This window comes from Botrimarina mediterranea, from assembly GCF_007753265.1.
In the GTDB taxonomy this organism is placed as follows: Bacteria; Planctomycetota; Planctomycetia; order Pirellulales; family Lacipirellulaceae; genus Botrimarina; species Botrimarina mediterranea.
Genome location: NZ_CP036349.1, coordinates 2262822 through 2287503, shown reverse-complemented (window position 1 = coordinate 2287503; position 24682 = coordinate 2262822). Strand labels below are relative to the sequence as shown.

Sequence of the window (24682 nt, the reverse complement as noted above, 5' to 3'; positions counted from 1 at the left end):
GTCCTTCCCGATCAGTGGTTGTGGCCTGCGTGGGGGTCGATCGCGCCGCCCGACTTGTTCTTGAGCGCGAGGTGCATCTGGTAGGCGCCATCGCCAGCGATGACGTCACCACTGAACACCGCCCCGTCGTTGGCGATCACCACCGCGTTCTGATCGCGGTAGCGGATGTGGACCGGCACGCGCTCGAAGTGGTCGCCGTTCTGGCGGTAGACATAGGCTTCAGCGCCCTCGTCGACCACCGCCGTAGTCGGCACAACAATCTGGTTCTCCCAAGTCTCCACCGGGATGCTGAGTTCCATTCTCTGGCCGGGCTTGAACGCCCATTCGAGGAACCTCGCCCCGCGGGGACCGGTCTTGTCCAGGGCGATTCGGTTCGGCAGCCGGACGTAGACCTTGAAGGCCCGGGACTCCAGGTCGATCCCCCCAGCGACGTAGAGGATTTCAAGGCCGGTGGGTTGGTCGCCCGAGGAGGTCCGACCAAGCTGCTTCGCCTCCACGGGGAGACCCGCCTCTGCGGCGTGTCGGATCGAAGCGGCGTCGTCTTCGAAGGCCAACGCCTCGATCAGAAGCTCGCAGTGGTCGCTGAGCAACGCAAGCTCACGCCCAAGGTTGACATGCTCCCCCAGCGCGACGCCGAGGTTCTGCACGGTAAAAAGATGGGGTGACTCGCAGGACTTGTCCGTCGCCGAATGGGCGGGCGCCCGAACCACGATCTCCCGGAACATCCGCCCGGAGCGACGGACCTCTTCGACTTGCTCTTCGGTGAGTCCGTGCAGCAGCATGGCTTGGCGAGAAGCGTCGAGCGCTACTTGTAGCCGGTCTTGCTCGTACTCTTGTTCGAGTATCCGCTTGCCAGCTACGACGCCCTTATCGAGTGCGCTAAGTCGTGTAAGTTCTCGCGCAGCTACTCCGAGCTTGGAGAGCGTTTCGAGGAATTCACGCTGCGCCGAGACGAGTTCTTCGTGGGTGAGTCGCATGCGGAACAACTTCTGCCCGGCCTCGACGGCCTCCCCCTGCGAGACGAAAACTTCCTCGATTACCCCGGTCAGGGGCGCCGTGATGTGGACCTGCGACCTGCCCGGCACTTCGACCACCACGGACGGAACGTTCAGACGACGCGCATACGCGCACGGCTCGACGGTGAACGGCTCGAATCCGATGTTCTCAAGCCCACTCGGGCTCAGCTCGATCGACGACGCTTCGCTGTGCCCGGCATGATCGTGGTTATGGCCCTCGTGGGACTCTTCTGCGGGCGATCCCGCAGGGCCTTCACCCACTTGTTCCACGGGGTTCAGCCGCGAAATCCAGGCGTCCTTGGTCCACATGGCCGCCGCTCCTGCCGCCAAAGCCGCAACAGCAATGACGGCATACAGCCATAGCTTTGTGTGGTTTCTTGTCGACATCACTGCGCTCCAGGAAGCACTGCTACGCAGCGGCGCATGCGCGCCGGGCAGACAGGTGCATTGGTCGGGCTGTTCTCCTCGGCGGTCGGACAACCTGACGAGGGTTGTGCGCCGAGAACCCGTGGTACGAAGCAGGCAAACGCCCGCTACATTGAACCCGTAGAGGGGGCTCAGATAAGAAGCACGCTCTTGGCGAGGTGCGTGCGCACCGGTAACGGTGGGGGCCCACAATTGGCGAATCGCCATTCAAGATGGCATTGCCGGACTCTCAAGTCGATCAAGAAGTCGGAGGTCGCCACCCAAGCGTTGAGCCCGGGCTGAGGCACGTCGGCAAGCTCTAACCCCGCCTCGGAGGGCAGCCAATTGCACTGCTCTCCGTCGCACCCATCGCGAGGGACGTCGGAATCGTGCCGTCCCTCACCCCCCGTGGTTCTGGTCGGGTCCTTCTCTTCGGTTGAGCAGACACCGTCGTCGAGAGCATGAGTGTGAGTGTGAGCGGCCGCCCCATCTTCAGCAGAACTCGCGTGAAGGCAGCCCTGATCGCACGATGAATCTGCGGCATGCCTATGGTGAGCACAACATCCCATCAAGGCGTGCATCAAGACGGCGATAGCGACAACGTGACGAATGCTAAGCTCAGTAGAGAGGCGGCGGACCGCAGGAATGATGGCCGAATAATGGGCCGGATAACAGATTTTGAAGTATACGTCGTGTTTTAATATGGGGCAATTGCGGCTTGCCACTGCAGCCTAACGTCACTCGAAGTCACAGGGGGGCGTTGGCAAGACTCCCGTCCAGCATCAGCCCGTCGATTAGTAGGTAGCTCTGCCAAAGCTCCCCCAGTGCGTCCAAGTAGGCGAGGTTCGCCTGTGAGTACGTTTGCTGGGCGGCTAGCAAGTCGAGGTAGCCCACTTCCCCCTGCTCGTATCCCTTCCGGACCAGGTCGAGTGTTCTCTGCGAGCGGGGCAGAATGTCGGCGCTGTATTTCGCTGTGGTGACCTGAGCGTCCGCGTAGCTGCGGAAGGCGTCCGCCAGGCGTTGACTTAGATCCTGCTCGACTCTTTGGATGTTCCTCTCGGCCGCGGTGACTTCCGATTGAGCCTGGCGGATCCCCCCCTGGTTTCGGTTCCATAGCGGGATCGGCATGCCAACCTGCACACCCGCGATCGTGTACTCCGATGCGGCGTCATACTGCACGCTGATCTGGGTGCTAATGTCGGGCACAGCCTCGACGCTCGCCCGATTGAGGGCGCGCCGAGCTCGCTCCATCTCCGCCAGGGCGCTGGCGATCTCTGGGCTCTCAGCTTGCAGCCTTGCGAGCTGTTCCTGCCAGTTCAGTTCTGTAGGCAGTCTGGTGACGTCTCCTTCGAGGTCCTGTTGCGGCAACTGTGGGCCGCCAACCACAGCTGAGAGACGGCGCCAGGCCTGTTCCTGAGCGTTCCTAGCCGTTTGCAAGAATACGTGCGAGTTTTCTTGCCTGATCTGGGTTTGTAGTAATCCCGCTACCGGGATCTCCTCCGCATCAACGAGCGATTTCGAAGCGTCGGCCGCATCGGTTGATACCTGCAACAAATCCATGGCTAGCTCGACGCGACGCTGCGCGAGCAGCGCTTGGTAGTACGCATGCCGAGTGTCGGTTAGCACGCGTCGCTGCGTCGCCACGAGCTGCTGCTCGGCCCGTGTGATCTCGGCGGCGACGACCGCTCGATCGCGCTTCAACTTGCCCGCAGTAATGAATGTTTGCCCGACGTAACCACCTTGCTGCCCCCCGCGTCCATCATTGCCAACTTCACCCGCGGTATAGCCGGCGGTCGGGTTGGGAGGGAGCCCGGCCTGGACCCATTTCCCCCGTAGGGCGCGTAGGCGCGCCGAAGACTGGGAGACGGCTGGGTTGTTGGACAAGGACATCTGCTCAAGGGTCTCGAGACTAAGCCCCTCGCCCTCCGCCAGCGGCGCAGGCGCAGACAGCTCTTCCGCCGCTGCGGCGTCTCCCTCCAGGCTCGGTGGCAACGCGAGATCGACGTTGTCGCCCTCTACCTGCGCGTCGCCCTCCTCTTGATATGCCGTGGTGACAACTCGCTCGGAGTCGCCGCGCGGTGGGGAGAACTGGGGTCCCCGTGCGAAATCGCGAGGCCCGGATGCGCAGCCGGCTGTAACCAGCAGCATGGTCGAGATCGATCTGGCTATTAGGCGACTGGTCATACTTGACCTCCTTACCTCTGTTATCGGCGCCGCCAAGACCCTGCGGCCACCGTGTCCTATTAGGCTTGCCGCAACGCGGGGACAATTTCGGCCCGAGCGGCGTGCCAGCCGGGCGCAAAGCCAGCGAGGATGCCCACGACGATAGAAACAGCAACCCCTTGAACCGCGAGAGTTGCAGAGGGCTCGAACGCGATTGTCACCCCTTCGGCGGCGACGGACATTCCCGTCGATGAGAGCACCAGCACGCTCCCGGCAACCCCGAGGACGCCGCCCAAGGTGCTGAGCACGACGCTTTCAATCAGCACGAGGCGAAATACACGCAGTGGTCTCAAACCGAGTGTCTGCAGCACCGCGTGCTCTTTGATGCGGTCCTGGACCGACATGACGGTTGTCGTCGCAACAAGTGATAGCACGAGGCCGACGCAGGCGTATCCAAGCCAATGAACAAACCCAATCAGCTCGGCCAGGTCGCCGAGCGTGTCGGCCTGGAACATGCCCTTCGTCCGTGTCGTCGTCGACACCGGGCCGGAGCGGAACGCTTGGTCGATCTTTGCGGCCGTCTCATCCGGGTCGATCCCGTCGGTGAGGTGGACCTCAAGTTGCGTAACCGTGCCTACGTCGTTTGCGCCGCGGGCCCGTTGCAGGAACTCCAGGTGTGTGTAGATGAGGTTGTTTTCGGCGGCGACGGACGACCGAAAGACGCCCTTCACGACGACCGAAACGTCACCGATGGTGAACTTGTCCCCCTCGGCCAACCCCCGACGTGCCGCGACGTCCGCTCCCACAAGCGCTCCGTCGTCTTGCTGGGTGAACTCCAGCATGCTCCCCGAGGCAAGCGAAAGGTCCCTGGCCGTCGAGAGCTTCTCGGGTGGCATCCCTTGGAAGACGATCGCGTCGAGGCTTGCCCGGCAGTTGTTGGTGAAGACCTTAATCGGCACCACCTCGCGCACCCCGGGGGTCTTGGCGATCACGTCGCTGTAGTCCTGCGGCAAGCGGCTACTTTGCGGGCAGAACCGGTTCTCCTGGAAGACGATCAGCGTACGGTCGGCGCTGGCGTCGTTGGTGAGCGCCAGCAGGCCCTGTTGCACCGAGCCAATGAAGCAGAACACCAGTAACGCGACCGTCGTGCCGCTCACCGTTAGCAGCGTACGCGCACGGTGCCGCCAGAGGCTCTTCAGCACGTAGGGAACGAATCTAAACATTACTAGGCCGTCCTCAGGTGAGTGGATCTCGTCTCCTTCCCGTTTTCCAGCAGCCGGCCTCGCTCTAGGCGGATCCGACGCTTTGCCCGCGCACCCGCGTCGGCGTCGTGTGTTACCATCAGCAGCGTCATCCCGAGCTCGTCGTTGACGCGTCCGAGCAGTTGGAGAATCTGCTCGGTGGTTTCGTCGTCGAGGCTGCCGGTTGGCTCGTCGGCGACGACAACCGTCGGGTTTGCTACGATCGCCCGGGCGATGCCGACTCGTTGCTCCTGCCCGCCCGACATCTGACGCGGGTAGTGGGTGGCGCGCGACGTGAGGTCGACGGCCTCCAAGGCGATTTCGACGCGCTTGCGCCGCTCTGACGCCGACATCGGCAACAACAGCAGCGGCAACTCTACATTCTCGTACGCCGTCAACACCGGGATGAGGTTGTGCGTCTGGAACACGTAGCCGATGTGCGCCGCCCGCCAGTCGGCCAGCTTACCTCGCGACAACTTCGTGATGTCAATGCCCGCCACGCTGATCTCGCCCGAGGTCGCCTGATCGATGCCGGCAATCAGGTTCAGCAGCGTGCTCTTACCCGAGCCGCTCGCGCCCATCAGAGACACGTAGTCGCCTTGCTCGACCGTCAGGCTGACGCCGTCCAGCGGACGGATTGTATCTTCGCCGTTGGCGTACTCTTTCGTGACATTTGTCACTTCCACTAGGGACATACGGTACCTCCTACTTCGAATAGCCGTTTGTATCAGCCACTTGCGCAGTTTTCGCAGAGCCGCTGCCGGGCGGCGACCACCGGGCACCCGGGGACCGGTCTTCTCCGGTCACCTTCACACGCATGCCGTCGGACAATGAGTCTCGACCACCGACAACCAGCTTGTCCGTGGGCACGAGCCCGCTGACGACCTCCACCAACCCTCCCTCGGTAGCCCCACGCCCGACCTCGATGGTCCTCCGTTCGGCCAGACCGGTGGTCAGGTTCGCGACCCAAACCGTGGCTGTGCCCTCCGCGGAGCCGACGAGGGACTGGGGAACAAACATCCGAAGCGGCGAATCCCTCGGCCCCTCTGTTGCGACCGGCGAGGGAGGAGCCACGAACGTGACTTTCGCGAGCATTTCTGGTTTGATCAGCAAGGGCGGGTCCTGCACAGCCACCTTGACCTGCAGCGTGTTCTTCTGGATGTCCGCTTGCGTGGTGACCGAGATGACCTCGCCCGCAATGGGGTCGCGTAACGCCGCGGTCGCGATCTGCGTCGGCTGGCCGACCTGCACCAGGGGAACATCCTCGAGTCTTACATCGACCCGCACCTGTAGACGCTGCGGGTCGTAGAGCCCCACAACGGCGTTCGACGCCTGCTGCGAGGACATGCCCATCCCCGAGAGCCACTGACCGGGTCGTGCCTCCAGGCTTAGAACGCAGCCGTCAATGGGCGACCGCACTGTCATCCGGTCGAGCTGCAGCTGCGCCGCCTCCACCGCAAGGCGACTCTGTTCGACGCGGGAGTGGATGATGGTCAGCATCGCTTTCGCATCGGCCACCGCCCGCTTCTCCTCGGTAAGCAAGGACAGTTGATCGGCGATCGCGGCCCTCTTGCGTTGCAGGGACTCCAGCTGTGACTCGAGCGTCGGTCGCTTGGCGACAAGGGTTTCAACTGCGTTGTTGGCCGTCGCCAGCTCGGCGCGGGCCTCTCTCAGCACCCGCCCCGTGACCGCCTCGCCGGCCGATTCTTTGCGCCGAAAGTTCTCGGCGGCCAGTGACCGTCGCGTCTCTGACGCCTCGATGGCGAAGGGGAGGTTCTCAAGCTCCCGCCTCGTCTGGGCGAGCAACGCGTCGGCATCGGCTAGCGCCGCTTGCAAGACAACGGGCCTCTCGAGGTTGGTTTGAGCGGCCACCAGCGCGGCTTCCGCGCGGGCTAGCTCGCCCTTCTGCATCTCGAGACGAGCCTCCGCCTCCGCCAGGGCGAGCTTTGCGTCGGTGTCGATCAGCGTCGCCACGGGCTCGCCCTCCTTCACCCGCTGGCCCTCGACGACGTGCAACTCGCGGATGACGCCCGGGGCGAGCGAAGAGGCCAGCACGGGGGTTGGGCGCGGCTCGACCCAACCGGCGGCTTGGAACAGTGGGGCGCCTTCCTGCTTGACCTCCGCCTTGGTGACAACCACTGGCGTGACGGTGACGGCCTGCGCCGGGAGGAAACTCTCACGAGCCGCCCAGCCGAATAACCCAATGAAGCCTGTAATGATCGCCAGCGGCACAACGTAACGCGTTAGCCACGGGCGTCTCGTCTTCAGTCGAGCCGCCTTCGCGCCGCCGCGATCGACGGCCAGCTGGCTGAGATCGAGTTGTAGTGATTGTTCTGACATCGGGTCTCCGTCTGATCGTTCCCTAACGCCTCTAGATTGCTTTGATCGCTTCGACGACCGGAAGTCGCATCGCCTTCGCCGCCGGGGGGAGGGCCCCCACGACTCCCAGCAACGCTGCGACCGCGCAAGCGACCGCAACACCGACGCTGTCGACCCGCAGCATGAACGCGCCCATCGTGAACCGCACCGCGGCGCCGTCGACCAGCAAGAGCCCTAGAACGCACGCCGCGAGGGCGGCGGCGCAGGCGAGCAGGGTTGCTTCCTGCACTAGCGTGAGCAGGATCGCTCGGCGTCGGTAGCCCATCGCTTGCAGGGTCGCCAGCTCTCGCACGCGGCCGACCACAGCGCCGTACATCGTGTTCAAACCCGCGAACACCCCGGAACCGGCCACCAGGGCGACTACAACCCAGCCCAGCATGCGAACCGGCTTGTAGTGCTTCTGCAACGCGGCGTAGTACGCGCTCTCCGAAACGGCCCTCAGCTCCAGATCGACCCGTTCTCGGCAGAACATGTCGACGTCGGCGGCCTGCTGGGGCGAATCCATCCCAACAGCGACTAAGCTGAGGTCTTGGCGCTTGAGGGTCGTCTGAAGGTCCGCCAGCGGCGCCCACACCTCCGACTCGAACGCCGACCCCGCCGCTGTAAACCGCCCGCTAACGGTCCACGACCGGCCGTCGAACGAGACCTCACTACCAATCGCCAGGTCCTCTTCGTTAGCGCCCAGCTTCGAGTGGGCAAGCCGCCCCACCAAAACTTCACCCGCCTGCGGCCAGTCGCCCTCCACGATCTGCACGCGGTCGCGTACGAGGGGCGCTCTCGTCGTGACCCCCCTGACCAACCCCATGCCTGGCTCCTTCATGCCGGGCGCGGTGATCCGCGTGGCGAGATACAACTCCGGCGAGACGTACTCGACGCCGTTGGCCACACGGACCCCGTCCACACTCGCCGACAGCAACGAAGCGGTGCTGCCGGGGATCGACGAGTTCTCAACGTCCGCGGCTGACGACAGTGAGTAGACGAGCACCACGTTGGGGTTGCCGGTCGCGGCTAGAGACTTCTCCAGGCCGCGTATGAACCCGACCACCACGAGCACCAGCAACACGACGATCGTCAGTCCTCCAAATGTGAGCACGCTGCGGGAAGGGCGTCGGAGCAAGTTCCGCACGCCGTAGTCCCACGGAAGTAGCTTTGTTACGAGCAAGGCGATGGTCTCCCGGTGGCGGGCGCGGCGGACGCCCTTAGTTGCGAATAAAGACGTGGTTGACCAGCATCGAGAAGTTGCCGCTCTTGTCCTTCTTGGCCGTGCCCTCGACGACGACCATGTCGGACTCCTTCAATCCGAGCAACTTCCGTGTATCGACCGGAACCACTTGCCCGCTGGCGTCCACGACCTTCACCAGCGTCGTACAAGCCAGGCGTTCGGTGGCGCAGCAGTCGCCCGTGCAGAGCTCGCCCTCGGCCGATTCCTCCCCTTCGGCGACGACGCTCATCGAAGCGTCGAGCACCATGAAGGCGGCGCGGCCCTCGATCCACGGGTTGGCCGAGCCGCCCACACGACCGACCAGCACCAGGGGAACGCCGTCCTCGGCCGCCTCGCGTGCAGCGATCACGCCCACGGCGCCGTCGGGCTCTTCGCTGAGCAGGAAGTCACTCCCCTTTATGCCAGAAGGTGCGGTTGCCTCGGCGGCCGGGGCGCTGCCACAACCTGTCAGTGAAGGCAAAGCCGGCGCGACCGCGATCAGTGCTAGGAAAGTCCACCTCATCTCTGGAATCCTCCAAGTACAGGTTGTTGGGCTTGATGGCTGGGCTTCGGAGCGGCTTCGACCGCCCAGGAAATCGACAGAGCGCCGTAGTTGCCACGAACCGCGACGGGGCGTTCATTCGCTGCCAATACCGCCTCGACGACGAGCCATGGAGAGACCGGCTCTCTCGCGTTCGTCTCGACAATCAAGGTCTCACGCTGCATGTCGACGCTCACCTTACTGACTCCCCTCAGGGCATATAGCTGGGAGGCGATCTTCTGAGCGCATCCGTTGCAGTGGAGGTTGTCGACCACGACGTGCTGCGTTGAGCCCATCTGCTGGACGGCGCGCAGCTCGTGCTCACTCTCGGGTCGAACCAACCGATACGCGGCGGTCGCGGTGCTCAACTCCGTCGGGCCCCCGTCTCCTTGCTCGGTGGCTTGCCAGACCCTCCCCAGCGTCGAGGCGCTTGGGGTCGGCAGCGTCACCGTCACGGTGCGCGCCGGGATATCCACCTCTACCGACCTGACTCCTTTCAGTGTGTAGAGCTGTCCGGACACCTTCTGAGCGCAGCCCTTGCAGCACATCTCTGGAGCCGCGACTTGGACCTGGGCGTCGGCCGCGTGCGGGTTCGGCGACTGGGCGGGAGCTGTCGCCGACGCGGATGCGTAGACGAGCGTGAAGACAATCAGCCTCGATATTGCTGTGCGCATACCTCTTCCTTGCACTTGGGGTGCTACCTGACTGCTACCGCTGTGTACCGCGCAACCGCGCGCAGGCTGCCAGCGTGTAACGGAACCTGGGTGAGCCTGAGCAACACGGGTCGCCTCTCAGCGACAGCTCAGACGCGTACGCGGAGGCAGAAGGCCTCGCGCTTCGAGAGAATTCAGATCAAGAACCGGCACAGCTTCGCGCAGCGATCGACAGCCGACTGTTCGGACAGGCCGGGCGGGACGGACCAGGCGATGTTCGCCCGAAGATCCGACTCTCTGTCGCCAACAACGTCGTCGCAGACAGCCAGAACGCTGAGGAAAGCCAATTCGACCGGTTCGCCAATCGACTTCGGCAACACAGAAGGCTGCGGCGCCTGCTGGCACCAGCAACTGTCTGGGCAAGGGCAAGGCTCGTGGCGATGCTGACTGCGTCCGCCCTCTCGTGGCTTCGGCTCCTCGTCCGCCTTGCACGTGTGGCTATGGCAACAGCCGCCCGAGGCGGCCTCGCTTGCGGCTGGGCCGGCTTCGCAAGCCCCGAAGTAGCAGTAGATCCCAGCGCTCTGGGCCATCGCCGACAATGACAGCAAGACCGCCACGATGGCGACCGCGTGCTTCAGGTTGTCGGCGATGCGGAGCATACGGCCAGCAAAGGGTAAGAAGGGCTCTACCGCGGTTAAAATCGGCAACCCCATGTCAATCAGATTATCCGAAATGGCCGATGCCCGCAAAGTCAACCCAGCCCTCCCCGATTGGGGGTCCCGCCTTGCAACGCACGAATATCATGTTTGGGCCAGCTTCTCGTGATCCATCGGCCCCTGCCGCTGGCCACAGGCGAACGTTCGAAGCGGGCCAGCTCCGACTGGCGCCTAGCACCCCCAGTTGGTGAATTTCGACACGCGTTACTACATCACGAGTCGTTGGCTGTGCGGAGAGAAGTTCACCACGGTGGTCCGCGGGCACTAAGGCATCGAGAATTCGTTGCACTGGCAGCTCGACGTGACGGCGAGGACCCGTCCCGAATACGTAAGGGCCACGCCGACACCAACTTCAGCCTCTGAGGCGAGCGGCTCTCAGCCTCTTGAAGAACCACACCACAGCGAAGGTCGGCGTCAAAAAACAAACGCCTTAAAGCCGCACGGAGCGACGACTACCGCTTCCAAGTCCTTACCGCCATGTGAGTTGACGCGCGATCGCACTGGCCTTTCCAGCGATCTTATCTCACCGTTGGGGAGTGGCAACCATGCTCAACCATGAGCACCGTCGGGAGCCAACGGGGTAGTCTGTCGCGCATACCCCCGAAGCCGCACCACCAGCTAGCACACGGCCGACGGCGCGGCTTTTTTCGCCTTATTTAGCTTTCTGGCTTCGCCGTCGAAGAGTATTTGTTTTCTAGCATCGCCAGCCCCTCGTCAAAAAACTCCTGCTTGGTGCCCCGGAACTCGCCATCCGCTTTAAGCCGAAAGAAGACCCTCTCAAGAAACTCGACCCTTTTTTCGCGGACCTTGTGTCCGGCGGTGATCCAGCGGCTCTCGCGGAGTTCCAGCGCTCGTTCTTCTCGACGACGTTCTTCGTCTTGCCGCTTCTTCTTCGCGGCAGCATCGGCCCGATTCTTCGCAGCAGCTTCGTCGCCTGTCCGTGAGGTTGACCTTGTTGAAGAATGATACGAGTCGATGCTGTCGGCGCTTGTTTGTCGCTGACGTTCGAGGCGTCGCCGTTCGAGCTTCGCCTGGACCTCGTCGATCCTTTCGACCGGGTCGATCTCCGCCGAGATGTCGTAGGCCACCGTCTTACTCATTGGCCGCCCTCTCAAGCTGTGGCAGCCGGCGTAAGATGACCTCATACACGAACGCCGCGATGTCCATCGCACACTTGTCGCTGCTCTTCTGAAGATTGGCGCTCGGGTCGCGGGTCACGAACTCACAAAGCCGGTGCCACTCGTAGAACCTGATCTCGGACCGGGCGACTTGGTACCCAGCGTCCGAGAGTTGCCGTCGGTAGCTCGCAGCGCTTCGGCTCCTCCTACCCTCGCCCAGCGGCCGGACTTCGTTGAATACTATAGCCGATTCGGGCATGCCATTTTGACGGAGCTGGAGTCGCCGGATCATCCGCAGCACCGAGTTGCTCCCGCGAACGTCTTTCAGCGAGAGCTTGATGGGAACGACAACCAGGTCCGCCACCGAACAGATGGTCGCAACCTCTTCGCCCGATGTCTGTCCAGGGGCGTCGAAGAGGACGACATCGTGATTCTGGCCTAGTTCCTGGATGGCGTCGTCGATCTCGAAGGCGGTCTTCGCCTTGCGGGTCTCGATCCTCGGCTCAAAGCGGCTGAGCGCCCCGGCGTTGATACCCCCTTCTTCTCCGTCGATGAAGGCGACGCGGCGGCCCTGGTCAAAAAGCTCGACCGCCGAGTTCAGGGCAAGGGTCGTTTTGCCGGGTCCCCCTTTGCCGTTACAGAATCCAATCACGAAGGCTTGCCCGATACCGGGCTCAATCACTTTGCTCACACGTCGACGCTACCACGCCTGCTAGCAAAGTGGCAAGTAGCTTTATTGGCAAAGTTCGCAACCGGCGACGGACTTGTTTTATCAGTCACCAGAGTACTCACGCACGCACGCGCGAAGCCGACAAGTTGACTGGAGGTATCGAGACAAACTCGCTCGCTGCTTGAAACACAAGACAGGCGAGAAGGGCCCTGTCTTTCCCGTAGCGGGACGATAGTGGGTTGGCCTAGGGGAGAGGAAGGGTCGGTCGAGAATCGCTTCCTACGGCGTCAAGTGGAGTTCAGTCGATCTGGCGAGCGAGCGTGACATCGGGCATGAGCCGCAAGGAAATCTCGTCGCAGAAGATAGACGGCGTCTAGAAATACTCTTCGCTCTCGCCACATCCGGCGCACCGCATCCGCCGTTGCTGCTCAAGATAGCGTTTGCGGAGTTCTTCCTGAGACGGTTCGACGCGTTCCGCCGGCTCGGCGGCGCCGGCCTTCGGTTCTGGCGGCTGGTTGGAGTGGGCTTGGTCAGACATGGTGGCTTGTGTTTGCTGAAAGGAGGAAGACGACACCCTCACCCTACGGCTGGGGCGTCGTCTTCCTCCTTTCAGCAAACGTGGCCACCGCCAAGACCCGCGAAGACTGCCGACACGAATCGAGCTCGGACTGGAAGGGGCGCATGTCGGTCGCCGTCACCAAGCGAGTCCGATGACGAGACGACAATTAAAGTCTTGCTGCGAAACCCAAAGCCGATCTATGGTTGCTTTAAGGGAGTTTAAGCAGAGACGCCTCTGGCGCTCAGCGAGAACTATAGGTGGCGTTATTTGACCGACAGTTCTGGCGTTGAACGGCCGCCAATCAGCGTTATCTGGCCGACGGATGCTTCGTTACTTGACCGACAGTGGCTCGTTGGACGACCGACAGTTGGTCGTTACCTGACCGACAGAACGGCCCGTATTCTCGAGTCGTTTCAGGCCGTTAGAGACCCCTTATCTAGAGATCTAGAAAGTTAGATATCTAGACGCGACGTAGAAGAACTTTTTTTGGCTTTGACAAAGGAGGCGTGTGCGACCAACGAAAAGACCCCAGATGATTTCTGACGAGATGAATCTCGCCGAGTTCCCGCTCAGCATGATCGGCGAACGGGTCCCCGAAGGCGTTGATTGCTTGGTGTTTGAGGACGAGGCTACCGACCCCAAGACCTGCCAACGGATTGTTCAGCGGATTACCGTCCGCGGCCAGGCGCCGTTCGGGCTCCCCACTTCGGTCGATGACGAGGTGCTGATGGGCTGCCTGAGAGCGACCAAGGAAGCGGGCTTTGTAAGCCGCCGCGTGGACTTTGAGCCGGCCTCGTTTCTTCGGGCGATGCGCTGGAAGACCGACGGCCCCGCTTACGCACGACTCCGCCGAGCGCTCGACCGGTACTCGACTCTTTCGGTGGTTTCCGAGGGCGCCTATTGGCACAAGGGCAAGCGCAAGCCGGTCCGCGACGTGGTCGGGATCCTCGACCGGTGGCAGTCGAGCGGCCGCGACCCGGACACAGGGCTCCCCGAGAGAGCATTTTTTGTGTGGGGAGATTTTATGTGGGAGAGTTTTGAGGCGAGGAATCTTCGGAACCTCGACTACGACTTCTTGCTGGGACTTGAGAGCGCCGTGTCGCGGCGGGCCTACCGATTCCTTGGCAAGCGGTTCTACCACGCCAAGTGCGTCCGCATGGGTCTCAAGCACTACGCGGTGAACAAGATCGGCCTCAGCGATAAGAACCACAACGGCCAGATCAAGGCGACGCTCAAGAAAGCCCACACCGAGCTGGAACAAAAAGGGTTCTGCCGCGCAGAGTACGTCGGCCGAGGCCCCGAGGCCGAGGTCGTCTACCACGCGATTGAAACCGTCAGGGAGAACAGAGACCCTCTCGTTGGCGAACTACGCCGCCGCGGCGTTGGCGGCGCCGAAGAACTAGTCACTAAAACCAACCGAGATCAGATCCATCAGGCCATCGCCAACTACGACCACCGCCGCGACAGCGGTGAACGGGTCGGCCCCGGATGGCTCCGCAACAGCATCACCACCGAAAAGCCCTACAAGTTCCGCGACGACTACGTCTCCTCGGAGGAAAGAGACCGCAAACAAAAAGCCTCGGAAGCGGCCGAGTCACGGCGCATGCGTCGGACAACCCAACTCACTTCGAGCGATGAGCAAGAACGCCAGCAGCAAAAAACCGCGTTCCGAGCTTTCATGGAGTCTTTGGACGAGGAGGCGTACACACGGTTCCGCGAAGAGGCGGTCGCGAGGAGTACCGCTTATAGCAAGTCGCTCCGCAGCGCGGACGCCGAATCGTCGCCGCACTACGCCACTTACCTCGAAGCGGCTCTCTTTGAACACTGGCGCCGCATCAACGCCAAGAGAGAGCCGAGCGCCGCCGCATAACCTCATTCGTCGCACTTCTTTACAGGTACTCGACTTGCCCTCGCATCTCTTCGGGCTCAAGACACTGTCGTATCAGGTCGAGGTAGCGGATCACCTCCCCGAGCGTGCGGGCGTCCTGTTTGGCGTCGACGACTCCGCCGTGTGGCGTTCCGGCCTGGTACAGCCGTAGGAAGTCGTCGTCTTGGGTAAAGAGGACGAAGCCCTCCCGCAGCGCGAAGGCGTCGATTTCTTCGTCCCCGGCCTAGAGCAGCCCGAGGTCGGCGGTGGTCACAACCTCAGCGCCGCAGAGCCGCAGCCCGCGGGCGACGGCTTGGGGAACATTCTCGTCAAGAAGAAATCGAATCACTGCCTTCGTCCATGCTGGCGAGCTTTCTCGCCAAAGAGCCCGGCCCAGTCGTATTGCGGAGCGTCTCGGCAAACTCATCCGCCTCACGCATCTCGCGGTCGATCGCGTCGTGGTTATCCCAGTAGTGAGCAAGCGCCGCGTGAACTTGGGCGAGCGTTAACCCCGGATACTGGGCGGCGATCTGGTCTGGGCTCTCGCCACGAACCTCCGAGGCGACGTAAATATCCCAGACCCGGACACGGGTGCCGGCGATGCAAGGCCTGCCGCCGTAGACACTCGGGTCGAAGGCGATGTGTTGGGTGTGCGTTAGCTTCATATCATTAATTCTATCGCGACTTAGAGCGAACGGCCAAACCAATTCGCACGCCGCTTGGCCCCCTCAGAGAGAGAAGGCCCTGGGCAGAGTGCATGCTTTGGCAGGAACCTTCGTTAGAAAACGACTCGCTTAGAACGCGGCGGCGCCAGCGGCGACCGTTTCTTCCTCTTCCTCCGGCTGGGGGCGGGGGCCGACGAGCGTGAGCCTATCGGCGATGACCTTGATGCGCGAACGCTTATGGCCGTCTTTCTCCCACCGTTCTTGCCGGAACCGTCCCTCGATGAGCGCCGGGGCGCCCTTCGAGAGGAACTCGTTGACGATCTCCGCCGTCCGGCCGAAGAACGTCACGTCGATGAAGCTCACCTCCTCGACGACCTCGTCATCCTTCTTGTAGCGCTCGTTGACGGCGATGCCGACGTCGACGACCGCTTTCTTGCCAGCGGTGTAGCGTAGCTCCGGGTCGGCGGTAAGATTGCCGAGCAGGATCACACGGTTAAAGCTAGCCATGGGAAACCTCTCTTTGGTTGACGTGAAATACGACAAAAAAGAAAGGCCCTGAACCTTCAGCGACGCACTCTGCCTGGGCTCTCGCAAGCGACCCGGCGGTCGCCTCCGAGAGCCATGCCGAGGCGAGGTTAGGCGAGTTTGAGTTTGAGGGGTTCTTCCGATGGTGAAGGTAGCGCCTCGCCCTCCAGCGGCGACACCGACTGCGCAGCGGTATAGACGCCGTGCTGGAACTGGGCGCGTTGAAGCTCATCAAGTTTCTGGGCGGCAAGCTCCGCCGCGGCGACGTAGTCGCGGGTCGCCGCCCCCTTCATCTGCGGGATGATCTTAGTGACGCCGTTCTGTCGGTTGGTCCAAGGTTTGCCGATCTCCGCAAAGTACTCGATCCGTCCGTAGTAGACGCGTGAGTAGAGCTGCACGGCGACGGCGCCCACGAGGGCGATCTCACCGATGGGGGTTTTTTGTTGGGTCATGTTGTTCTCTTCTCCTCTTCGTAAACGGGTCGGCTTACGCCGTCCGGGTGTTAGTTATTCGGTTGTACTCGGCAAGCCGGCGGGCCAGCTCAACCGTGGCCCGCACGTCGTCGAGCGCGCTATGAGTCGGCCTCGCCGAAAGGCCCAGATGCTGGGCAACGGTCGCAAGTTTGAAGTCCTCGGGCGGCGCCAGCCCCTGGTTCTCTTCAAAGAACCAGAGCGTCCGCTGCAACACGCAGAGCGTTCTCCTGCGTATGGGCAAGTAGACCCCAAGTCGCGTCGCCCAGTCACGGAGCCGGACGGCGTCAAAGTCCCCGTGGTAGCCGGCGAACCTCGCCACCCGGTGGCTCATCGGCGGCTTCTTGCTGAGCACTTGCTTGGTTGCGTGTCGATGCAGGAAGACGGCGAGTTTGGCGGCGGCGTCCTCGGGCGGCAGCGCGTAGCGCTGCCATGCCGAGGGCGAGAACTTCGTGACGCCGAGTGAGCGCGGGCTTGCGTCCTTCATCTCGAAGGCGACCTTCATCTCAAGGGCGTCGAGCTCGCGATAACTGCCCGACTCGACGGCGACCGCCGCCAACTCGATGATCGGGGCCTTGGGTCCGATCCCGGCCGTTTCGATGTCCACAAAAATAAGCGTCTCACGTTGCTTCATACTCGTGGTATGGAGCCGAACGCGCGGAGCGTCGCATAAGGGACTGCCGACAGAGAACGCTAGGCAGCCTCTTCGTGGCAGTTGCTCGTGACGCCGACAGCGAAGCTATTTGTCGCTCACGATCACGGCGTTAGTTGCGAGTGCGTCCCGAGATTGCCGACAACAACAAACTAGCGGGATCGTTGGATTTCTTGGCGTCTCACTCTAACCCGCGCCGCTCCGCGCTCTAGCCCTATGAGGCCTTCAGCTTGTCGCTCCAAGGGAGCACAGGTGTGGAATCTAGGGTTCAAGGGGGAGAGGGACTTGTCGCGAGATCGTTCGCTCGAACGAGGGTTTTGGGGGGCGAGGGTCATGTCGCTCGTTTGAGCGAACGAGGGTTTTTCCGACTTTTGTAAGAAGGTTGGGGCCTCTCGAAAAAGGCGGTCGTGGGCTTTGACTAAGAATCGAAGTCGTGGCACTTTCGGCTATGACCCGGAAGAACCCTCCAACAAAGAAGAAGACCAAGACTGCCCAAAGCGTCGCGCTTTCGGTCGTCATCCCAACCCCGCCGTCAGGAACCGAAGAAGAGAAGCTAAGCGTCGATATCCCAAAGCAGCTCTGCTGGCGTCTAAAACTGGCGCTGCTGACGATGGAGTCGCGCGGCGTGAAAACGCCAAAAAAGAAGTTCGTCGAGCAGGCGATCGCAGAGGCCCTTGACCGGCTCGACCGCGAGTGGGAGGTCGCCCGGCATGGCTAGACCCACGAAATCCCTCGTCGAACAGTGCGAAAAAATCACCATCCGCTTCGCGAGGCCCCAGGCCGAGAAGATCGCTGAAGAGTGTCTAAAAAGCGGCGTGCGCCCTGGGCAGTACCTGCGGATGGCGGGGATCGCGTTTAGCGACCATAAGTACCTCGACCTCAAAACCATGATGCAGCTCGTGGTCGACGAGACGATCCGGCTCCGCCGCGACTTTAACGACGCCGTGGTGGAGGGGGAGTAAGAAGAAGATGCTCTCCCTCAAACCACTGGGCGCCACCAATAACGAACTCACCTACTACGCGAACCTTGGCGAAGCCGAGAGCGCCGACTACTACAGCGAGGACGGCGCTCGGCCCGGCAGGTGGCGCGGCGCCGGCGCCGAAATGCTTGGCCTCAGCGGCGACGTGGACCCCCTCGTCTTCCGAAATCTTCTGGAAGGTAAGAACCCTGATGGCACAAAGTCCTTGGTCCAAAACCAGCGGGGCGTGCGGGGACGCCGGGCCGGGTTCGACCTCACGTTCTCACTCCCGAAGAGTTTTAGTGTGTTGTGGAGTCAGGCATCCGAGGCCGAGCGGAAGAAGCTGGACGCTGTCGCCGAGCTTGCCATACTCCGGACGCTTGGGGTGGTAGAGGAGCTTTGTGGCAAGACGAGGCGTGGGAAGGGGTCGCAGGTCACCGAAAGCGCCAAGATCCTCTTCGCCGTCTTCAGCCACGACACGGCGCGCGGCATCCCGGGCGAGGCGCCCGACGCCAACCGCCACTACCACTGCGTAATGCCAAACGTGGCGCTACGCGTCGATGGCACGAGCGGGTCGGTGGACGCGAGGCCTCTCTTCGCTCGTCGGATGAAGAATGCTCTCGGAAGTCTCTTTCGTGCCGAAGCGTCGATGTTGCTCCGAGAAGAACTTGGCGTTGAAACTTATCGCCCGCAGAAGGAAGGCCGAGACGAACCGGTCAGCTGGTGGGAGGTCACGGGCGTTCCGCTGGGGCTCGTAAAAGCGATGAGCAAACGCCGCACCGAGATCGAGGACTGGCTTCGCCGAACCGGCCTCTCTGGCGCCCGGGCCGCCGAGAAGGCGGCGCTGGTGACGCGTCAAGGGAAAACCAAACACACACGCCGCGAGCTCGACGTCGCCTGGCGAGAGCAAGCAAGCGTCTGGGGATTCGGCGCACAAGAAGTAACCAAGCTGTTCGGCGAAGCTCGGTCTCTATCGGCCGACGAAAAGCTAACCGGATCCAAGAATGCCGTTGCCAGGTCTCTTTCGATGCTACTTGATCACCAAGCCCGCTTCACCCGCAACGAACTTTTAGAACTTGCGGCGATCGAAGCTCAATGCCAGGGAATCGGGATCGACGATGTTGCCGATGCGGTCGAACAAGAACTCACAACTAGCCGGGAAATCGTCAGGCTCCAAGATAAAGATCGCGTCCCCAGCTACACCACCCGCGAAATGGTCCGCTTGGAGCAATCCACGGTCGAGAGAGCGACTCGGCTCGCCGGTCGACGCGGCCACGCTCAGTCGCATTCCCAAGTCGAGGCATGCCTTTCCCAGCACAAAACCCTTAAGAGCGAACAATGCGAAGCGGTTCGCCAGGTCACTAGCGGAGGCGACCTCGTCTCGATCACGGGTTTTGCTGGGACGGGCAAGACCTACATGCTGGGCGTGGCGAAGGAGCTGCTCGAAGCCTCTGGCTACAAACTCCTAGGCACGTCGCTAGCCGCCAAAGCGGCCAAGGTGCTCGAAGCCGACTCCGGCATCCCGTCCACCCATCTCGACCAATTGTTTCTCGACCTGGAGCGTCGCTACCGAACCCTCGACGACAAAACGGTCGTGGTCGTCGACGAAGCAGGGACGGTGGGCACGCGCCATCTCGCTTCACTATTGCAGCGGGTCGAGAAGGCTCGCGCCAAGATCGTCCTCGTCGGGGACGAGCGGCAGACGCAAGCGGTCGCAGCCGGCGCCCCGTTCCGAAAGATCTCAGAACTGGTCGGCACCACGGCGATGACGCAGATCGTCCGCCAGCAAGAACCCTGGGCGAGGCGGGTCGTGCTCGACCTGCGAGCGGGGGAGGCGGCGTCGGCGCTCTCGGCTCTCGACCGGCGGCGCCGGCTCTTCATAGAGCCCGAGCGCGAGGACGCCTTGGAAGGACTCTGTGAGGAGTGGGAAAGGATCGCCTTCAGTGGCGGCGGCGTCGCCAACACGCTCGTGATGGCGTCGACCATTCTCGATGTCCGAGAGCTCAACCGCCGCCTCCAGGACGTGATGCGTCGTCATTGCCAACTCGGCGACTACGGCGTCGAAGTCGATGGTCTTTGTATTCATCTTGGCGACCGGGTGATGTTGACCCGTAACAACCGGCTCTTGGGGGTCGAGAACGGCTCGACTGGGGAAATCACGGGGGCGTGGGGGACACGACTCTCGGTGCGGCTCGACAGCAGGTTTGAGGTCGAGATCGACGTCGAAGAGTTCCCACACCTAACGCTCGCCTACGCCCAAACCGTCCATAAATCGCAAGGGTCGACCTGCGAGAACGCCCTCTACTACATCGGGGCGATGTCGACCGACCGGGAACTCAGCTACGTCGCCGCCAGCCGAGCACGCCACGCGACTTATCTCTACACCTACGAAGCGGCCGCTCTCGACATCGACGGACTCGCCGGAATGATGAGCCTAAGCCGCCCGAACGAGATGGCGATCCAGCACACGCTAGAAGGGACTCGCTGATGGACGGGCTCCGTGTCGCGGCGCTCGTGATCTTGGTTGTCGCTGCGCTCACTCACAAACCGATCGCCCGCTGGGTGCGGGCAAGGCGGTACCTCCGTGGACGCACGCTCAAGAACCCTAAGCGGCTTGGGGCGAATCATCGCTGCTATCCGGGCGCCCTCGTCTGGGGAACTATGGTGCTACCAGAATCGGCCGCCACGCAGCATTTTCTGGCGGCAGGCGCTACCGGCTCGGGGAAATCGCTCGTGCAGCGACGATTGATGAAGGAGGTGCTCCTCCGGTTGCACGAGACGCCCGACGCGCGCGTCCTCATCTACGACGCCAAAGGGGATTCGGCCGCTTATCTTGCCCACATCGGCTACGCCGGTCCCGTCTATTCTCTCAATCCCTTCGAGAGCCGCGACGACCGCCCCAAAGCCGTGGCGTGGGACATCGCAGCCGACGTCACAAGCCCCACCGACGCGCTGAACCTGGCTTGTTCCCTTATTGAGGGCGAAGAGGGGACGAACCGCTACTTCTCAAACGCCGCCCGGCTGGTCGTCCGCGCCGTCATCCTCAGCCTCATCAAGCACTCGCCCGGCGAGTGGACCTTCGCGGATTTGGTGCTGGCGACGACGAGCCGTGAGCGGCTAGAAGCCGTGCTCTCCCGCGACGAATTTGGGAGGGACGCCCTGGAAGGATTCTTGCCCGACAGCAACACCGGCCACTGTGTGGCCTCGACCATCTACGCGAGTATGGTCTTTTACGAGGCGGTCGCCGCCCAGTGGCAGCGGGTTTCGGGCCGGCTCTCTCTCAAAGACTGGCTTACCAACAACTCGGTGCTGCTCCTCGGAGACAACGAGGCGGCCTCGGCGTCGCTAGAGGTCATTAACCGAACCATGTTTCGGTTCCTCGCCGAGCAGATCGACGTGCAGCCCAACTCGGGCGCCCGTCGGACCTGGGTCTGGGTCGATGAGCTTCGGCTCGCAGGGTGCATACTCTCTAGTGGCAAGCTCACAATGCTCGCCGACAAAGGGCGTTCGCGGGGCGTGTGTCTCGTGCTCGCCTTCCAGGACATCGAGGGTTTTCAGGAGGCGGCCGGCGCAAAAATCGCAGGCGAAATCATCGCCCAATGCGGGAGCAAGGCCCTCCTTCGCTGCCAGTCAAAAGAATCCGCCGAGTGGGCCTCGGGGCTCGTTGGGCAGTACGAGTGCCTCGAAGTTTTTCGTTCGGACAACTCGCGGCTTGGGAGCGGGGAGGGGAGGAGCGAGCAGCGGGTGATCAAAGACGCCGTCTTGCCGAGCGAGTTCTACGGGCTCCCCGTCACAAGCCGCTCGCACGGCCTCACCGGCTACTTCCTCACCGCCGAGCACGGCGCCCACAAGTCTCGGATTGCTCCGACGGAACTGGAGGGGATCGTCGTTGCGGAGACACAGGAGTGTTCCGAAGCGATTCGGCTGCGCCCCGTATCGGAGCAATGGGTCTTCCCGTGGTCGGATGGCGATCGTCGCCGGCTACAGCTGGCGCCGGGTGAGAATGCCGGGGAGAACACCGGCAGCCAGCGGCTACGACTTCGGAAACGGAGCGACCTTCGTGGGGAGGGGGCCCAGACACGCCACGCGCGGAGTGGCGTCGCCCGCTTGGAGGAGAACGCCTTGCCGAAAGCAATTGCCTCGTCGCGATCCGACTGACCCGCAAGGCGTCAGAAGCCGGCCGGCTTAGGCGCTCGGAAACTCAGTCGATGAAGACGCTTTCTCCTGCTCCTCTTTTGCCGTCTCTAAGACGGGGAGGGCAGAGCTGGCCTGGTCCACCGCTAGTAGTACTCCTGCATCGTCGCCACCTTCGCCACAAGCATCGTGGGGTCCACCGTTGGTCATCGGTTCGTTCCTATCGGAGTTCAAGGAATCGGGAAACGCCCAGAGGGAGGGCGTACGGGAGTAACATTTTTCGAGCGTGTCGCGGGAGGCGGCAAGAAAGAGCGAGGCGAGCGCCACAAGCCACAACCGGCCTGATGCGGTTCGCAGCGCCGCGCCCAACTCGCCACCCGGAGGCGACAGCAGCAAGCCGACAGCCAGCAGCAAGAACGCCCCGTAAAACTGGTAGTAGCGGTAGTGGAGGTCCACCATGAGTTGGTAAACGCCAATCGCAGGCCCATCCTCTGCGCCCCGCCACTTGGGCGCCGTCAGCCCTGTGTGGTGGTGGAGCCGATCGACAATCGCCCAGCGGAGGGTGCTTAGCACGAGCCCGACCGCCACCGACGAAACGGTGACATAGAGGAATCCGCCAACGCTCGGCGAATGCTGCGGGGCAGTCGCCAGCCAGCTGTTGATCGCGGGAACGCGACGCCCCCACAGCCACAGCGCCGAGAACCCCGGCAGCAGGTAGGCGATCAACAGCCCAAAACTCCGGTCGGTGACCGGAGTCATGCGTCGGCCTCGGAAACAAGACGCCTTCGGGCATCGGGCGAGTGGGTGATGGAAGGTGCTTTGCGCCTCATTAGTCCTTTTTGGAATAATCCAGTCCGGACTATAGCATCCGGCGGCCTTGCCGATCAAGCAGCCGTCCGATGGAAAAAACCCCTTTCACCCGCGAGCACCGATTGTTGGTGACCCTGCTCCGGGAGCGGCGGGAGGCGGCGTCGCTGACCCAAGCCCAGATGGCCAAGAAGCTGGGGGTCAGTCAGTCGTTTGTCAGCAAATGGGAGCGTGGCGACCGTCGGGTCGACCTCGTCCAACTCCGCCAGTGGTGCCACGCGACAGGCGACACACTGCCGAAATTCGTCGCTGCCTTTGAGAAGCGTCTTGTTGCGAGATAACTCGAGAACGCTCGGCTCGCGACGCACGGGCTTAGAAACCACTCGCGGCACAAAAGACATCGCCCCGTGAACGCGTATGGCGACTGTTCACGGGGCGATGTGTTGTCGAGGCCACCCGACGTCCTAGAACCTCGGGCTCGCTGGGCTAATGCCATTAAAGGCGACGCCTCCCCCAGCGATTAAAAACCGGCTCGTTAGAGCTACTTGCATCCTATCGATTTGGGGATCGTGGTCAACAATTCTTCAGGAACGCCGTCGGTCGCGAGTTTACCTCTACTGCCATCGTGTCCCTTGCGCCTCGACTGCCAGGCATGATAATGTGCTTTATAGGATGTCAAAGTGACGTCCTATTTCGGCGAAGTGGAACACGTTTGAAGAAGCGAGAAGAGAAAGAACAAGCAGGCCTTACCGCGAATCTCTCGGCCAAACTGGTCGGTCCGCCAAGTCATGCGAACGGTTCAAGTTCCTTCGGCGAGCTCGCTATCCCCGAGGACCTCTCTACTGCCGCCCGAGTGGCCAGTTGTCTCCGTCGTCTAATTCCGGCACTGGGTGCTCACGACCCGCTTGCGGCGGTCGTTCCGTGGCTTTGCGACAAGTGCCCAAGCGAACACAGCCGCCGGGCGTATCTCGGTGACCTAGCGACGTTTCTCCGGCACTTCTCAGCGCTTGGCGTCCACCCACTCGAAGTCACCGCGGACCATGTCGCCCTCTACAAGGAGTCGCTGTCGCAAGCCGGCAAAAAGCCAACGACCATCTGCCGAGTCTTATCGGTCATTCGCGGGGCTTATCAGCAATTCGGCCGCAAGGGCCTAGTCGACTGGAAGACGGTCGGCGACATCCAGGCGGTCGAAAGCCCACGGGTCAAGAAGAACACGACCCCGGCTCTCACCGAGCAAGAGGCCAGGAATCTCCTCCACACGCCGGACACCAAGACGCTTATCGGCTGCCGCGACCACGCGCTACTCTTCACCTACATCATGACGACTTGCCGGGCGAGCGCCGTCGCTCACGCCACAGTCGGCAGCCTCGACCGCAGCGGCGCCGACTGGTTTTTGACGGTGACCGAGAAAGGAAGCAAGGAAGAACGCAAGGCGCTCATCGACGCTTCGTCCGCCGTGCTCGCTTGGGTCGAACGAGCGGGCATCGCCGATAAGTCAGAATTTCCCCTCTTCCCGCCAATCGGACGTGACGGAAAAAGTGTCGAGGACCGGCACCTCACGACGCACCGCATCCGGAACATCGTCAAGAAGTACGCCCGCCTGGCGGGCATCCAGGTCGTACGACCTGGCCGCCGGGCGGTCTGCACGCACTCGCTGCGCAAGACTTCGATCACGAGCGCCCTTAACAACGGCGCCACGATGCAACAGGCCAAGTCTCTCGCTGGGCATTCGTCGATACGGACCACGGAACTCTACTACCAGGAAAACGAAAAAGATGCTGAAGAAGCCGCGAAGCGGATCCAGATCCGTTGATTTTGATAATCACTAGCTGGTTGACGCGGCGACCCTTAGTCGCCCTTGTCGCATGGCTCAACGATCGGAGATCTGCGGTATTCCAGCAGCCGCCAGGCGATACGTTGCCATTGGTTAGGTCTCACCAC

25 protein-coding genes are annotated in these 24682 nt (G+C 62.3%); 8 read left to right on the top strand and 17 right to left on the bottom strand.

Going from position 1 to position 24682, the window contains the following annotated elements:
• Window positions 1-11: 11 nt before the first annotated feature.
• The 12 genes from Spa11_RS09220 to Spa11_RS22890 form a co-directional block, all read right to left on the bottom strand.
• Window positions 12-1403, bottom strand: coding sequence for an efflux RND transporter periplasmic adaptor subunit (locus Spa11_RS09220; protein WP_197529858.1), 1392 nt, complete (start codon window positions 1401-1403; stop codon window positions 12-14).
• Between the two features lie 765 nt (window positions 1404-2168).
• On the bottom strand, window positions 2169-3569 hold the full coding sequence (locus Spa11_RS09215) for a TolC family protein (protein WP_197529857.1): 1401 nt from the start codon (window positions 3567-3569) through the stop codon (window positions 2169-2171).
• 95 nt (window positions 3570-3664) lie between these two features.
• Window positions 3665-4807: an ABC transporter permease gene (locus tag Spa11_RS09210; RefSeq protein WP_145111144.1), complete on the bottom strand. Its 1143-nt coding sequence runs from the start codon at window positions 4805-4807 to the stop codon at window positions 3665-3667.
• Window positions 4808-4809: 2 nt separating this feature from the next.
• The gene (locus Spa11_RS09205) at window positions 4810-5520 is read right to left on the bottom strand and encodes an ABC transporter ATP-binding protein (protein ID WP_145111141.1); all 711 of its coding nucleotides are present in this window, start codon (window positions 5518-5520) and stop codon (window positions 4810-4812) included.
• A 10-nt stretch (window positions 5521-5530) separates the two neighbouring features.
• Window positions 5531-7165, bottom strand: a complete 1635-nt coding sequence (locus Spa11_RS09200; protein ID WP_145111138.1) for an HlyD family efflux transporter periplasmic adaptor subunit — start codon at window positions 7163-7165, stop codon at window positions 5531-5533.
• A 31-nt stretch (window positions 7166-7196) separates the two neighbouring features.
• Window positions 7197-8366: an ABC transporter permease gene (locus tag Spa11_RS09195; RefSeq protein WP_145111135.1), complete on the bottom strand. Its 1170-nt coding sequence runs from the start codon at window positions 8364-8366 to the stop codon at window positions 7197-7199.
• 37 nt (window positions 8367-8403) lie between these two features.
• Window positions 8404-8928, bottom strand: coding sequence for an AbrB/MazE/SpoVT family DNA-binding domain-containing protein (locus Spa11_RS09190; RefSeq protein ID WP_145111133.1), 525 nt, complete (start codon window positions 8926-8928; stop codon window positions 8404-8406).
• The gene (locus tag Spa11_RS09185) at window positions 8925-9620 is read right to left on the bottom strand and encodes a heavy-metal-associated domain-containing protein (protein ID WP_145111129.1); all 696 of its coding nucleotides are present in this window, start codon (window positions 9618-9620) and stop codon (window positions 8925-8927) included. Before Spa11_RS09185 ends, Spa11_RS09190 begins: the two co-directional genes overlap by 4 nt.
• Before the next feature lie 173 nt (window positions 9621-9793).
• A complete protein-coding gene (locus Spa11_RS09180; RefSeq protein WP_145111126.1) occupies window positions 9794-10258 on the bottom strand; it encodes a hypothetical protein in 465 nt (154 codons plus the stop codon).
• 713 nt (window positions 10259-10971) lie between these two features.
• On the bottom strand, window positions 10972-11415 hold the full coding sequence (locus tag Spa11_RS09175; protein WP_145111123.1) for a hypothetical protein: 444 nt from the start codon (window positions 11413-11415) through the stop codon (window positions 10972-10974).
• A complete protein-coding gene (locus Spa11_RS09170; protein WP_145111120.1) occupies window positions 11408-12124 on the bottom strand; it encodes a ParA family protein in 717 nt (238 codons plus the stop codon). The genes Spa11_RS09175 and Spa11_RS09170 overlap by 8 nt, the downstream gene beginning before the upstream one ends.
• A gap of 352 nt (window positions 12125-12476) precedes the next feature.
• Complete coding sequence (locus Spa11_RS22890; protein ID WP_197529856.1) at window positions 12477-12641, bottom strand: hypothetical protein; 165 nt, start codon at window positions 12639-12641, stop codon at window positions 12477-12479.
• A 553-nt stretch (window positions 12642-13194) separates the two neighbouring features.
• Between Spa11_RS22890 and Spa11_RS09165 the strand changes: the two genes are divergently transcribed.
• Both Spa11_RS09165 and Spa11_RS23445 read left to right on the top strand, forming a co-directional pair.
• A complete protein-coding gene (locus Spa11_RS09165; protein WP_145111117.1) occupies window positions 13195-14532 on the top strand; it encodes a replication initiator protein A in 1338 nt (445 codons plus the stop codon).
• A gap of 34 nt (window positions 14533-14566) precedes the next feature.
• A complete protein-coding gene (locus Spa11_RS23445) occupies window positions 14567-14701 on the top strand; it encodes a hypothetical protein (protein WP_261342290.1) in 135 nt (44 codons plus the stop codon).
• Window positions 14702-14858: 157 nt separating this feature from the next.
• Here the strand turns inward: Spa11_RS23445 and Spa11_RS09155 are convergent, their stop codons facing one another.
• From Spa11_RS09155 to Spa11_RS09140, 4 genes are all read right to left on the bottom strand, one after another.
• A complete protein-coding gene (locus Spa11_RS09155) occupies window positions 14859-15194 on the bottom strand; it encodes a DUF433 domain-containing protein (RefSeq protein ID WP_145111114.1) in 336 nt (111 codons plus the stop codon).
• A 129-nt stretch (window positions 15195-15323) separates the two neighbouring features.
• On the bottom strand, window positions 15324-15701 hold the full coding sequence (gene ssb, locus Spa11_RS09150; protein ID WP_145111111.1) for a single-stranded DNA-binding protein: 378 nt from the start codon (window positions 15699-15701) through the stop codon (window positions 15324-15326).
• A 128-nt stretch (window positions 15702-15829) separates the two neighbouring features.
• Window positions 15830-16171, bottom strand: coding sequence for a hypothetical protein (locus tag Spa11_RS09145; RefSeq protein WP_145111108.1), 342 nt, complete (start codon window positions 16169-16171; stop codon window positions 15830-15832).
• A 34-nt stretch (window positions 16172-16205) separates the two neighbouring features.
• Complete coding sequence (locus tag Spa11_RS09140; protein ID WP_145111106.1) at window positions 16206-16823, bottom strand: exonuclease domain-containing protein; 618 nt, start codon at window positions 16821-16823, stop codon at window positions 16206-16208.
• A 466-nt stretch (window positions 16824-17289) separates the two neighbouring features.
• Between Spa11_RS09140 and Spa11_RS09135 the strand changes: the two genes are divergently transcribed.
• Genes Spa11_RS09135 through Spa11_RS09120 form a run of 4 tightly spaced genes read left to right on the top strand, consistent with a single transcriptional unit; the run spans window position 17290 to window position 21958 of the window.
• Complete coding sequence (locus Spa11_RS09135; protein WP_145111104.1) at window positions 17290-17559, top strand: hypothetical protein; 270 nt, start codon at window positions 17290-17292, stop codon at window positions 17557-17559.
• Window positions 17552-17803, top strand: a complete 252-nt coding sequence (locus tag Spa11_RS09130) for a hypothetical protein (protein ID WP_145111101.1) — start codon at window positions 17552-17554, stop codon at window positions 17801-17803. The genes Spa11_RS09135 and Spa11_RS09130 overlap by 8 nt, the downstream gene beginning before the upstream one ends.
• A 7-nt stretch (window positions 17804-17810) precedes the next feature.
• A complete protein-coding gene (mobF, locus tag Spa11_RS09125; RefSeq protein WP_145111098.1) occupies window positions 17811-20288 on the top strand; it encodes a MobF family relaxase in 2478 nt (825 codons plus the stop codon).
• Entirely contained in the window at window positions 20288-21958 is a 1671-nt protein-coding gene (locus tag Spa11_RS09120; RefSeq protein ID WP_145111095.1) for a type IV secretory system conjugative DNA transfer family protein, read from the top strand. The genes mobF and Spa11_RS09120 overlap by 1 nt, the downstream gene beginning before the upstream one ends.
• 27 nt (window positions 21959-21985) lie before the next feature.
• Here Spa11_RS09120 and Spa11_RS09115 read toward each other — a convergent pair whose 3' ends face one another.
• Complete coding sequence (locus Spa11_RS09115; protein WP_145111092.1) at window positions 21986-22693, bottom strand: hypothetical protein; 708 nt, start codon at window positions 22691-22693, stop codon at window positions 21986-21988.
• Between the two features lie 140 nt (window positions 22694-22833).
• Here Spa11_RS09115 and Spa11_RS09110 point away from each other — a divergent pair, with 140 nt between their 5' ends.
• Window positions 22834-23082: a helix-turn-helix domain-containing protein gene (locus Spa11_RS09110; protein WP_145111089.1), complete on the top strand. Its 249-nt coding sequence runs from the start codon at window positions 22834-22836 to the stop codon at window positions 23080-23082.
• 371 nt (window positions 23083-23453) lie between these two features.
• On the top strand, window positions 23454-24554 hold the full coding sequence (locus tag Spa11_RS09105) for a tyrosine-type recombinase/integrase (protein ID WP_197529855.1): 1101 nt from the start codon (window positions 23454-23456) through the stop codon (window positions 24552-24554).
• Window positions 24555-24682 lie beyond the last annotated feature (128 nt).